The 12,418-nt window shown below is 56.9% G+C and carries 11 protein-coding genes, 1 tRNA gene and 1 riboswitch; of the genes, 1 reads left to right on the top strand and 11 read right to left on the bottom strand.

From position 1 onward, the window contains the following. Positions 1-13: 13 nt before the first annotated feature. The 4 genes from CTZ24_RS00585 to CTZ24_RS00570 all read right to left on the bottom strand — a co-directional run bounded on the left by CTZ24_RS00585 (position 14) and on the right by CTZ24_RS00570 (position 3,115). A tRNA-Pro gene (locus tag CTZ24_RS00585) sits at positions 14-90 on the bottom strand. Between the two features lie 123 nt (positions 91-213). Next, the gene (eptB, locus tag CTZ24_RS00580) at positions 214-1,908 is read right to left on the bottom strand and encodes a kdo(2)-lipid A phosphoethanolamine 7''-transferase (protein WP_208724513.1); all 1,695 of its coding nucleotides are present in this window, start codon (positions 1,906-1,908) and stop codon (positions 214-216) included. Positions 1,909-2,135: 227 nt separating this feature from the next. Next, complete coding sequence (locus CTZ24_RS00575; protein WP_013507301.1) at positions 2,136-2,564, bottom strand: organic hydroperoxide resistance protein; 429 nt, start codon at positions 2,562-2,564, stop codon at positions 2,136-2,138. Between the two features lie 86 nt (positions 2,565-2,650). Continuing rightward, a complete protein-coding gene (locus CTZ24_RS00570) occupies positions 2,651-3,115 on the bottom strand; it encodes a MarR family winged helix-turn-helix transcriptional regulator (RefSeq protein ID WP_013507300.1) in 465 nt (154 codons plus the stop codon). 61 nt (positions 3,116-3,176) lie between these two features. Between CTZ24_RS00570 and CTZ24_RS00565 the strand changes: the two genes are divergently transcribed. Then, complete coding sequence (locus CTZ24_RS00565) at positions 3,177-3,785, top strand: HD domain-containing protein (RefSeq protein WP_208725480.1); 609 nt, start codon at positions 3,177-3,179, stop codon at positions 3,783-3,785. Between the two features lie 134 nt (positions 3,786-3,919). Here the strand turns inward: CTZ24_RS00565 and CTZ24_RS00560 are convergent, their stop codons facing one another. The 7 genes from CTZ24_RS00560 to CTZ24_RS00530 form a co-directional block, all read right to left on the bottom strand. Continuing rightward, complete coding sequence (locus tag CTZ24_RS00560) at positions 3,920-4,216, bottom strand: HTH-type transcriptional regulator (protein ID WP_021183741.1); 297 nt, start codon at positions 4,214-4,216, stop codon at positions 3,920-3,922. Positions 4,217-4,472: 256 nt separating this feature from the next. Then, positions 4,473-8,066 carry an urea carboxylase gene (uca, locus tag CTZ24_RS00555; RefSeq protein ID WP_208724512.1) on the bottom strand — a complete coding sequence of 1,198 codons (3,594 nt, stop codon included), beginning with the start codon at positions 8,064-8,066 and terminating at the stop codon, positions 4,473-4,475. Positions 8,067-8,145: 79 nt separating this feature from the next. Further along, a complete protein-coding gene (locus CTZ24_RS00550) occupies positions 8,146-8,781 on the bottom strand; it encodes an urea amidolyase associated protein UAAP2 (RefSeq protein WP_208724511.1) in 636 nt (211 codons plus the stop codon). Next, positions 8,781-9,491, bottom strand: coding sequence for an urea amidolyase associated protein UAAP1 (locus CTZ24_RS00545; protein ID WP_208725479.1), 711 nt, complete (start codon positions 9,489-9,491; stop codon positions 8,781-8,783). Before CTZ24_RS00545 ends, CTZ24_RS00550 begins: the two co-directional genes overlap by 1 nt. An 11-nt stretch (positions 9,492-9,502) precedes the next feature. Next, positions 9,503-10,264: an ABC transporter ATP-binding protein gene (locus CTZ24_RS00540; protein ID WP_021183737.1), complete on the bottom strand. Its 762-nt coding sequence runs from the start codon at positions 10,262-10,264 to the stop codon at positions 9,503-9,505. A gap of 67 nt (positions 10,265-10,331) precedes the next feature. Further along, positions 10,332-11,144, bottom strand: a complete 813-nt coding sequence (locus CTZ24_RS00535; RefSeq protein WP_021183736.1) for an ABC transporter permease — start codon at positions 11,142-11,144, stop codon at positions 10,332-10,334. 15 nt (positions 11,145-11,159) lie between these two features. Further along, positions 11,160-12,218 (bottom strand): putative urea ABC transporter substrate-binding protein, encoded by a 1,059-nt coding sequence (locus CTZ24_RS00530; RefSeq protein ID WP_208724510.1) that lies wholly within the window; start codon positions 12,216-12,218, stop codon positions 11,160-11,162. Positions 12,219-12,279: 61 nt separating this feature from the next. Then, positions 12,280-12,374, bottom strand: a riboswitch (guanidine-I (ykkC/yxkD leader). Between the last annotated feature and the right edge of the window lie 44 nt (positions 12,375-12,418).

The following is a 12,418-nucleotide window of genomic DNA, read 5'->3' as shown; positions in this document are numbered from 1 at the left end:
GGTTTCTTAAATTTGGTCGGTGAGAGAGGATTCGAACCTCCGACCCCTTCGTCCCGAACGAAGTGCGCTACCAGGCTGCGCCACTCACCGATGGGGGCGCATCTTACTGCGCCACTCCGGGAGCGTCAATCCCTTTTTGTGCAATTCCATGCGATCGCCTGGAAAGCAGGCAGCGGAGAAAAAGCCCCCGCTGCTCAATAAGTTCAGGCAAAATTACAGCGGTTTGGCCTCAGAGGTAACCGCCGGTGCCTGACACCAGTTGTTCGCCGCTTTAATACCGCCGTCCGGTGAGGTATAGCCCAGACAGCCGAGAATGGTATCAAACAACTCGACGTGACGATGCGTCTTGCCAACACGCTGCTGCGCCTGTAAACGCTCAAAATTGCTGCGATTGTTGGGGTCGGCCAAATACTTATCCGAGGCCCAGACGATCATCGGTACCCGAAACTGCTCCGGTGGTGCCATCTCACGCGGTGTACCGTGCAGATGCATATTCTCGCTGATCGACTCACCGTGGTCAGCGGCATAAAACACAATCGCCTTCTTATCACGCAGCTGATCAAACACGCTATCGAGCATCGTATCGACGTATAAAATCGAGTTGTCATAAGCGTTAATCAACTGCGCTTTACTACAGGTTTCATCCACCCCCATACACTCCGGTTGGTAGCGGGCGAAGCTGCGCGGATAACGCTGCGAATACAGGTAATGTGAACCTTTGGTATGCAGCACCACCAGATGCTTACCTTGTGGATAACGCTCCAGCGATGCCTGCAATTCCGGCACCAGCAGCATATCATCCACCGGTTTTCCCTGATTACGCTTCTCAGAGCCAATTTGTTCGCGGAAAGAGAAGTTATTCACATCGGCGTTATCGTAAAACCACACTTCACTTTGCATGGCGAACAACTCGGAGGTGAAACCCAGTTCTTTCAGTACCGCGAAAATGTTCTGCTCTTTCAGGGTACGACCGGGATTATTCATCGTGCCGCCTTCGCGTACGAACATGCAGCGCAGCGACAGCTTAGTGGCGGTATCACAAGACTCGCCGCGGAACGCCACCAGGTTTTTCTCTTTCGATAGCTTCGGCGTGGTATCGCGCTGATAGCCCAACAACCCCATATGGTCCCAGCGCGTGGTTTCACCAATCACAAACACCACGTAGGTATCATCAATTCCTGCCGGGGCCACATAAGTAAACTTTTTCGCCGGGTCCAGCAGCGCCTGACTGTCCACTTCTTCATCCAGTTTGGTCCAGGCAAACAGCCCCAGCGCGGCAATCCAGTTTGAAGGCAGATAGGAGTGCGCCACCACACCGCCGTAGCTGGGCAGATCGATATTGGTGATCTCTTCGTTGGCTTTTTGCAGCTTGTCAAAATAGCGAATCGGCAGCCACACCAGCGCCACGCTCAGCAACAGAATCAGGGTTGGTTTGATGCGCTGGCCTGGGGTTTTCAGCTGCTCAATCAGCGTCTTACTCAGGTTGTTGCGCCAAATCATCAGCAGCGGCAGGGCACTCACCAGCACCATCCACAGCACGAAATGCAGGCCGATCACTTCTTTTGACAGATCCACATCGGTGGTCATTACCGAGGCGACAATGCCATAGCCAATCACCACGTTAAAAAACGCCATGTAATAGGCGGCAGCAACCGAAATCACCACCAGCAGGCTGGCAAGCACGCGGTAAGCCCATTTACCGCCGAGCGACAAGAGTCGCATCAGGAAGAAGGTCAGCAGCACGGCGGCGACCACTTCAACCAGCGCCGAAGCCCAATTTGTCAGTGAGGATTTCGTCAGAAAGCCGTCAAATCGGCGATAAAAAATCGGCAAATTCAACAGAATGCCGATATACAGCGCGAGCATCAATGACAGTTCCTGCTGCGTTAAGGTCTTAATATAATTCATGAATTTATTTATTCCCGGCTGGTGTCGGAGCGGTAACCCTAAAGTGGGACTATGTAAAGGCAATAGAGTTCGCTTTTACCGCAGAAAAGCGTGATGCAAGGAACTGTTCGGGAGGAATCTGAACCGAGGGCATAGCAATTTTGCCGTAGCGGCGCGATTTATCGCGCGGGATTATTGTACAGGATAAAACCCGCGCGATAAATCGCGCCGCTACGAATAAGGCAGGTTTAGTTAATGATATTCAGCGTCACATCGATATTGCCACGGGTGGCATTAGAGTAAGGGCAGACGATATGCGCAGCATCGACCAGTTTCTGCGCTTCAGCGGCATCCATCCCCGGCAGATGAATATTCAGTTTGGCTTCAATACCAAAACCGTTGGGGATCGGGCCGATACCGACTTCACCTTCAATCCACGCATCTTTCGCAATGGCGAATTTATCGCGCGCCGCGACAAACTTCATCGCACCGAGGAAACAGGCAGAATAACCAGCAGCAAACAGTTGCTCCGGGTTAGTCACTTCACCGCCTGCACCGCCCATCTCTTTTGGCACGCCCAGTTTCACATCCAGCACGCCATCAGAAGAGGTAGCGCGGCCATCACGACCACCGGTGGCTTTGGCTTTTGCGGTATAAACAACTTTTTCTAAAGACATGATAACCTCACTAATTCGCTATTTTATCGCGCGCTACTTACATAGCGCAGCCTGATATGATACGGGTGCAGCGCACCCGCACTGAACTACTTCGCGCGATTCAGATTATCGCGCAGATCATCCAACTGGTTTTTCAGCGCCAGCAGCGTCTCATCATCACAAGCCGCAGCGCATTTGATCGCTTCCGGAATGGATTCCGCTTTCTGGCGTAATGCCCTTCCCTCGTCGGTCAGGGTCACGACAACCTGACGTTCATCCTGACGCGAGCGCGCGCGGCGCAACAGCCCGGCGCTTTCCAGCCGTTTCAACAACGGCGTCAACGTGGCGGAGTCGAGAAACAGCTGCTCGCCGATCTCCGATACCGTCACATCATCCTGCGTCCACAGCACCAGCATCACCAGATATTGCGGATAGGTGATTTCCAGCTGTCCCAGCAGCTGACGATAGACCTTGTGCATCGCCAGGTTCGCCGAATAGAGGGCGAAACAGAGATGCTGATCCAGCTTGAGTGGCGTCTGCGACACTTTTTTGTCATCTTGATTACTGTTCATGCGATTTAATATAGATAGCGCGCTAGACAATTGCAAGCTACTTTTTACGGAGCAAACAATGATGCGGGATTCACTGGAAGATCAGGCGCGTCACTATGCCACCCAGGCTCATGCCGAAGCCGGACAGCGGCGCAAATATACCGATGAACCCTATATCGTCCACCCGGCGGCGGTGGTCGAGCTGGTGCGTAGCGTGACCGATGACGAAGCAATGTTGGCAGCGGCCTGGCTGCACGACACGGTGGAAGACACCGCCAGCACTTTGGCAGACATCACCCGCCTCTTCGGCCCACGCGTGGCTGAACTGGTGGATATGCTCACCGACAGCGCTCAGCCACAGGCGAAAAACCGCGCGGCACGCAAGCTGGCCTACTTTCGCCATACCGCGCAGGCGTCACCCGAGGCGCAAACTATCAAACTGGCTGACATCATCGATAACACCCGTGCCATTGTGCAATTCGATGCCGACTTCGCCCGGGTTTATCTGGTGGAAAAACAGATACAAATTCAGCTGTTAAATGAAGGGGATAAACATCTCTGGCAGCAGGCGGATAACATAATTCGCCAGGGGCTGACCCAGTTGGCGCAGCCGCCGCACAGCGTGCCGGAGAGTTGGTTTGTGAAGCAGGCGGCCAAATATGGGGTGATGCTGACCAACCCTGACACATAACGTAGCGGCGCGATTTATCGCGCGAATTTAAATATCAAAAACAGCGCGATAAATCGCGCCGCTACGACTGCCGGTGCTCATGACAAACAAAAAAAACCCGCCATCAAGGCGGGTCAGAACCGAATAGTCGGTGTTTACTCAAGTAGTTGTCGACCCAGATAGGGATTAGCCTGCAACAGCTTCATCAATTTACGCGCCGTAGCGGAAGGGCGCGTACGTTGCGCCTCCCAGCTTTTCACTGAAGAGACGCTCACCCCCATCACGCGGGCAAATTCATCAACCTGCATGCCGGTCATCTCTCGTAAACGCTGTGGCTCGGGAACTGACGCCTTTTGAAGGGCGATTTCAGATACAGAAGGCTGTGCATCACGTGTCAAAACAATCTGCTCAAGACTACTAAGTAACTCGACCATTGGATCTTTTATTTCCATAGAGAACTCCTTAAAACTCACTATGAATCACGTGAAAGTAGAGAGGTAAAGCGTCCGCAAACGCTGAAACCGACCGGTTCAGGCTGCATCCCGCAACGGTTTAAGAAGATTTATTATGAAACCGCTACGGGACACAGCCTGTTGCACACTGCGATAAAGATGCCAGAACAATGCAACAATTGGCCGGGTTTTAAGTATGGGTCAGATCCCCGGCTTTGCTGCTTTTTTAATGATGATTTATTGATCTAAATTATGCTCAGACCGGATCGATCACCATAAGTAACTGACCCGCCTGTACTTGCTGCCCGACCTGTCGTTGCAGGCTATGGATTTTTCCGCTAACTGGCGCGACGATCGGGATTTCCATCTTCATTGACTCGAGAATACCAACGGTAGCCCCCGCTTCAATGTCACTGCCTGGTGCCACCAACCACTGCCAGACACTGCCTGCCACCTGACTCTCCACGCCACAACAATCGGCGGGAATACGGGTCTCTTCATCGGCCGACTCCGGCAACTGGCTATCAAAGGTAAACTGCCCTTCAGCGCGCCAGCGCGCCAGCTCGCTGTCGAACGCCTGCTGACGCTGCTGCTGAAAGCGGTCAATGTCCATCGCCTGCTGTGCCAGCAACGCCTGATAATCGTCGAGGCGGAATTCCCCCTCCTCCATCCGCAGTGGATAATCCCCCCACGGAAAACGTTCACGAATCTCCAGCAGCTCGTCAGCGCTCACTGGATAGAAACGGATCTGGTCGAAGAAGCGGAGCAGCCAGGGTTGGCTAAACGCTGACGTTTGGCGGTCACGGTTCCACATCTGCAAGGTGCGCCCGACAAACTGATAACCCCCTGGTCCTTCCATGCCATATACGCACAGATAGGCACCACCGATACCCACCGAGTTCTCCGCCGTCCAGGTGCGCGCCGGATTGTATTTGGTGGTCACTAAGCGATGACGCGGATCAAGCGGAGTCGCTACCGGTGCGCCGAGATACACATCGCCCAGCCCCATCACCAGATACGCGGCGCTGAACAGAATCTCTTTCACCGCCTCAACGCTCTCCAGACCGTTGATACGACGGATAAATTCGATGTTGCTCGGACACCAGGGCGCATTGGGTCGGACAGACTGGCTATAGCGTTGGATCGCGATACGGCAGGCTTCATCATCCCAGCTGAGCGGCAGCCACACGGTGCGCGAAGGCACGGCGGCATCAGCTAAGGTTCCCAGTACATTATCTGCGTGCAAGATGTGCGCCAGAAGCTCACTTCTTGAACAAAGCTGCGCGTCGTAATGAACCTGTAAGGAACGGATGCCTGGCGTCAATTCCAGCTGACCCGGCAGCGGATGGGCCTCCAGCCACTGCATCAACGCATGGACACGAAAACGCAGCGCGATATCTAACAGAAGATCGCCATACTCCACCAACAGAAAACGGTCACCGGCGGCGCGTACACAAAGCGATGGCAGCGCACCGGTTGCTGCATGTTGGTGCAGCACTGGATCAATCAGGGGCAGCGCTGCGCTTACCGTTAACGGTTGAGGTTGCAGGCTGGCGATCTCCTCACGTTGCGCTTGCGCCAGTTGATCGGCGCTCGCCAGATCGATCGGCAGAAACTGCACCCGATCCCCGGCTTTCAACTGACCGAGCTTCCACAGATCGGCCTCAACCACCGTGGCCGGACACACAAACCCGCCGAGTGACGGGCCATCCGGGCCGAGGATCACCGGCATATCGCCGGTAAAATCGACGGTGCCAAAAGCATAAGCATTGTCGTGGATATTGGAGGGATGCATCCCCGCTTCGCCACCATCACTACGCGCCCAGGTGGGTTTCGGCCCGATAAGACGAATGCCGGTGCGGCTGGAGTTGTAGTGCACCTGCCACTCAGCGGCGAAAAACTCACGGATATCGTCGTCGGTAAAGAAAGTCGGTGCGCCATGCGGCCCATAAATCACCCGCAACTGCCAGTGGCCGCTCAGCTCAGGCAACAACGCCTGCGGCAGCTGCGCCTCGGGCAATTCGGCCGGTGCCGCCAGATGCAGTACATCCCCCGCCCGTAGCGCGCGCCCGGCATGACCACCAAATTTGCCCAGCGTAAAAGTGCTGCGGCTGCCCAGATAACGCGGTGTATCCAATCCACCGGCCAGCAGCAGATAACTGCGGCTACCGTCACGCACGTCGCCCAGCGTCAGAGTTTGTCCGGCCTGCGCGCAGATAATCTGGTTCATTGCCAGCGAGTGTTGATCAAGCTGCGCCGCCAGGGGGGCGCCAGTCAGGACAAAACTACAGCGTTGGTTGAAACGTAAGGTTGGTCCACGCAGGGTGATTTCCAGCCCGGCAGCCAGCGGATCATTGTCCAACAGGCGGTTACCCAACTGGAAGGCACGGCTGTCGAACGGGCCGGAGGGCGGGACGCCGACATGCCAGTAGCCGACACGGCCCGGCGCATCCTGTACCGTGGTCAGGGTACCGCCGCTGATTATATCCAGCGTCGGCGGCTGCCACTGCACGCCGCCAAGGGTGGCGGTAATGATGCGTCCCTGCTGCACCTCCGCGAGGGTCAGCAGATGGCGCAGCCATAACAGGTTGGTTTCGATGCCATACAGTTCCGTCGCGTTCAGCGCCTGCGCCAGTCCGGTCAACGCCTGATCGCGATCTGCACCCTGCACAATCACCTTTGCCAGCATCGGATCGTAGAACGGCGAAACCTCCATGCCACCTTCGACGCTGCTGTCGACGCGCAATGTGACGTTTTCCACCTCAGCAGGAAATGCCACATAGCTCAGCAGACCGGCGCTGGGCTGGAACTGCTTCGCCGGGTCTTCGGCGTACAACCGCACCTGAATGGCGTGGCCGTTTGCCACTGGCTGCAAACTGGTGAGCGGCGCTAGCGTCTGCTGTGCCAACTCAACCATCCAGCGCACCAAATCCACGCCGTACACCATCTCGGTGACGCCATGTTCCACCTGTAAACGGGTGTTCACTTCCAGGAACCAGAACTGCTGGCTGCCCTCGTCATAAACATATTCCACCGTCCCGGCGCTGCGGTAGTTCACCGCACGTCCCAGCCGGACTGCGGTAGCCTGTAACTCCGCACGTACCGCGTCACTCAGGCCCGGTGCCGGGGTTTCTTCCATCACTTTCTGATTACGGCGTTGTGCCGAGCAATCACGCTCGCCCAGCGCAATCACCTCGCCTGCGCCGTCGCCAAAGATCTGCACTTCGATATGACGCGCACGGGCGATAAATTTCTCTAAAAATACGCCATCGTCGGCGAAATTGTTGCCTGCCAGACGTTTTACGCGGGTAAAGGCATCAGCCAGTTGCTGCGCATCATCGCAACGCTGCATACCAATGCCGCCACCACCCGCGGTGCTTTTCAGCATCACCGGATAGCCGATTTCCGTTGCGGCAGCCTGTGCCTGCTCCAGTGAAGTCAGCAGTCCACTGCCCGACAGCAACGGCACATTATTTTCTTGCGCCAGTGCGCGGGCGCGATGCTTCAGACCAAAGGCCGCCATCTGCTGCGCGTTCGGTCCGAGAAAATGCAGGCCCGCGGCCTCGCAGCGGTTAACAAATTCGGGGTTTTCACTCAGGAAACCGTAACCAGGGTGCAGCGCCTGCGCGCCGCTCTCGGCGGCAATCGCCAGCAGCTTGTCCTGGTTCAGATAGGTATCGCGCACCTGGCCTGCGCCCAGCGACCAGGCTTCATCGGCCAGCCGCACATGGCGCGCATGACGATCGGCTTCGGCATACACCGCAATCGCCTTAATGTTCATCGCTTGTAAGGTGCGGATAATGCGCACCGCAATCGCGCCACGGTTGGCAATCAATACACGCTCAATCATGACTTCTACTCTCTTTCCGGCAGGTCGTCCTGCGCTGGCATTGACGGCAGATAACGGGTCGTCCCGTTGCGTCAGATGATCACCACACGCTAACTAAAATCGGCGTGGGGTTGTAACCGTTGCAGGGGTTGTTGAGCTGCGGGCAGTTGGAAATCAGCACCAGGATATTCATCTGCGCCACCAACTCGACATATTTACCCGGCGCGGAGATACCGTCAGCAAAGGTCAGCCCACCTTCGTGCGTCACCGGCACGTTCATGAAAAAGTTGATGTTGTGGGTGATATCGCGGCGCGTCAGGCCGTACTCCGGGTGCTCCGCTACTGCCAGCATCCAACTGTCGCGGCAGGCGTGCATATGACGCTTTTCGAGGTCATAACGCACCGTGTTGCTTTCCGTGGCACAGGCACCGCCAAGGGTGTCGTGGCGGCCACAGGTATCGGCGACGATGGTCAACATCGGGCGATCGTCATTGGAACGCAGCACGCTGCCTGCGGTAAGGAACACGTTGTGCTGGCCACGCAGCGTGTCGCTCATGCTGTAGCGCTCGGCAGTATCGTCGGCATTGAAAAACAGCGTGTCCGCCGCCTGATTGCCTTCCAGATCGGTAATACGCAACGTCTGACCTTTTTCGATGCGATGCAGCCAGTAATCCCCGGCACCAATCTGCTGCTGAACATGCGCCTCAGCCGGATTAAGTAAACTTTCTTTGATCATCACAACTCTCCCTGCAATTGATAAAGGGCGTTATTGCGCAGACCGCGCTGGTTTTCCGCGCGTTGCAGGCAAATCTCCGGCAGCGGCGCGCGTTGCGCGTCAATCTGCAATCCCAGCGGCGCGCGCGGATAGTCACCGCCTGGCGTCAGTGGATGCGGGCAGGTATGCAGCAGCACCAGTGTATCCATCGCGAAACGCAGCCGTACTTCGGCACCCTGCGCGCCCTGCTGCTCACGTTGCAACGTACCGTTGTCGTCGGCGCGTACCTGGGCGAAAAAGTTGATGCAGGCCGCCATATCCCGCTTGCCAAGACCATATTTCGCCAGCTCGACAAGGAAACTGTCGTAGCCGTTCTGATGACGCTGATTACGCGCCTGCTGATAATCGCTGGAGCCAAATAACGCGGCGGTCTGCTGCGCATTCAGCGTGCCGCACACGCTCTCGTGCCAGCCGAAGCTGTCGGCTTCAATGCCACAGAAGATGCGCCCCATGTCGGAGTAGAGGCAGTGCCCGGCAGTCAGGCGAAAGGTGTGCTGACACTTGAGGGTGTCCGGCGCGTTGTAACGCTCCAGCAAGTTTTCCGGGTTGTAAAACAACATGCCAACATTGGCTCCGCCTGCCACATCAGTGAGGGTCAGCGCGCTGCCGCTGCGCATCACAAATGACCAGTGCGAGCCAGCCGGTAATTGGGTTTGATACGAAGTCGTCATCATTCTCTCCTTCAGGCAACCTGCGATTCCGGCAACGCTGCATCGGCAGGTCGCTGCCGATCGAGCGGCAGGTCGTAGGTAATGGTTGCGCCCCAGGCTTCCGGCGCGTGGGGATCGTGGCGCAGTTTGTCGAACACCAGCAGACGCGAGGCGAGGCTGAAACCCTCTTTCAGATCGTGGGTGATCATAAAGATGGTCAGACCGTGCTGCTGCCAAAGCTGGGTGATCAGCTGGTGCATTTCACTACGGATGCCCGGATCGAGCGCGCCAAAGGGTTCATCCAGCAGCAAAATACGCGGCTGCTTCATCAATGCCTGCGCCAGCGCCAGACGCTGCTGCATCCCGCCGGACAGTTGGTGCGGATACTTACTTTGCGCATGTTCAAGGCCCACCTGCGCCAGCATCGCCTGCGCACGCTGACGGATCGCCTGACGCTTACGTCCCCAGACGCGCCCCAGCCAACGGGCGGTGCTGAACTCTTCCGCCAGCATCACGTTGCCCAGCACCGTCAGATGCGGGAACACCGAATAGCGTTGAAACACCACGCCGCGATGGGCATCGGGTTCATCGGGGATCGGTTCGCCATCCAGCAGCAATTGACCTTTGGTGGGGGCTTCGGTGCCGAGCAGCATATTGAGGAAGGTGGTTTTGCCGCAGCCGGACGCCCCGACAATCGCCACAAACTCCCCCTCTTCCACGCTGATGTTCAGACGTTCCAGCACCACTTGCTGACCGTAGTGCTTCTCAAGATTTTTCAGTTGCAGTAAGGGCATGATGCGCTCCTTATTTGGCCTTTCAGGCACTTATGCGTCGCGGCGCTACCGACCGACCTATTAGGCTTTACTTGGCGTAATACCACGGCCAACAGCGACGACTAATCAGCCGCAGCAACAGGTCGAGGGCAAAGGCCAGCAGGGTGATCCAGGCGACGTAAGGCAAAATCACGTCCATCGCCAGATAGCGACGCATCAGGAAGATGCGATAACCGAGTCCTTCGGTGGCAACAATCGCTTCTGCGGCGATCAGGAACAGCCACGCCGAACTGAGCGACAGACGCACCGCATCGAACAGGCGCGGCATCAGTTGTGGCAGGATCACCCGCCACAAAATCTGTGCGCTGTGGCCGCCCAGCGTCTGTGCTTTCACCAGTTGCTCGCGCGGGATTTTCTCCACCTGGAGTTGCAAATCACGCGCAATCAGCGGGGTGATGCCAATCACAATCAGCACCACTTTCGACACTTCGCCAAGGCCAAAGCAGATAAACAGAATCGGCAGAATCGCCAGCGGTGGCACCAGCGCGAACAGCGTCACCAGCGGGGCCAGCACCGCGCGTACCACCGGCAGCGCGCCGGTGAACAGGCCAATCGCCAGCGCCAGCATCGCGCTGATCAGTACGCCACTCAGCAAACGCATCAGGCTGGCGGCGGTGTCGGTCCACAGCAGATATTCACCGGTGCGCGGGCTGGGCTGAAACGCCATCCGGTTGATGGCGTCGCCCATCGCGTTAAAACCCGGCAGCAGCTTATCCGCCGCATTGAGGCTTAAACGCGCATCCGACGCGAACAGATAGACCAGCAGCACCGCCAGCAGCGGCAGCACACCGAGCAACAGGCGGCCCATCGGCAGCGGTTGGTAGTTGATCAGTTTACGCATCGGATTTTCCTCCGCTTACAGCTGGCCTGCGGCCGCCAGTTTGGTGAACTCATCGGTGAAACGCAGTTTGATGTTACCTGCGTTGCCCCAGTTACCGGCCGGTGTCTCCACGCCAACCACATCTGCGCTCGGCGCCGCCTCACCCAACAAACCGTGTTTGAAGGAGAACTCGGCGACCAACTGCATCGTGGCTTTCAACTGGGGACTGTCGACGAAATCGAGGGTGGTTTTGGCATCGCTGAACAGATGCGTTGCCGCCAGTTGCTGGTCAAAACCCGCAAGATCGGTGCCTGACTCCTGCGCCATAAAGGTGCGGGCTTTTTTCGCCGTCGCCCCTTCACCTGCCATCGTTTGCAGGGTTTCATACCAGGCACCGGTCAGCGCTTTGCCCAGCTGAGGGTATTTCTTCAGGGTGTTGGTGTTGACCACCAGCAGGTCAAGAATTTCGCCCGGGATCTGCGCCGAGGAGAAAACCAGATGGCTGTTCGGCACCTTCTTCGCTTCCGCCAGCAGCGGGTTCCAGGTGACGATGGAGCTGACGTCCGGCGTGCCAAACGCCGCCACCAGATCGGCATCGGCGGTGTTCACTACCTTGACGTCTTTCTCGCTCATACCGGATTTCTCCAGTGCGCGAGCCAGCAGGTAATGTGATACCGACAATTGCACCAGGTTGATCGGTTTGCCCTTCAGCGCCGCCACGCTATCCGCGCCTTTCAGCAGGATACCGTCGTTACCGTTGGAGTAGTCGCCGACAATCAGCGCGGTGCTATCAACGCCGCCGGTGGCCGGAATGGTCAGGGCATCCATGTTGGTCATGGTGCAGCCATCAAAGCCGCCTGCGGTGTATTGGTTGACCGACTCGATATAGTCGTTGACCTGTACAAACTGGATGTCGATGCCGTATTTATCGGCCCATTTTTTCACGATGCCGTTCTGTTGGGCGTAATCCCACGGCATCCAGCCTGCATAGATGGACCAGCAAATCTTGAAGGAAGGTTTCGCGGCGGCCAGCGTGTTAACGCTGAACAGCGCGATGGTGCAAAGCAACAGCAAACGAAGGCAGGCTTTGATCATGGTGGTTCCTCTGACGTTAGCGGACGAATAAAGCAGGAGGCGGCGAGTAACGATCTCGCTTTCCTCCCGGGCTTTTATCCCGCCGTGTAACCGTCAGAGGACGGTCGGTCACTCTCGGACCAGCATCTCGCGATCGGAACCCTAGTGACCCATTGCAAATTGTCTGGCGACATCGGTTACCCGCTATCGCTCCTGCATCT

The sequence above is a fragment of the Pantoea phytobeneficialis genome (genome assembly GCF_009728735.1).
Classification (GTDB): Bacteria; Pseudomonadota; Gammaproteobacteria; order Enterobacterales; family Enterobacteriaceae; genus Pantoea; species Pantoea phytobeneficialis.
The sequence above is the reverse complement of the archived record's forward strand: the minus strand, read 5'-3'. Positions and strand labels throughout refer to the sequence as shown.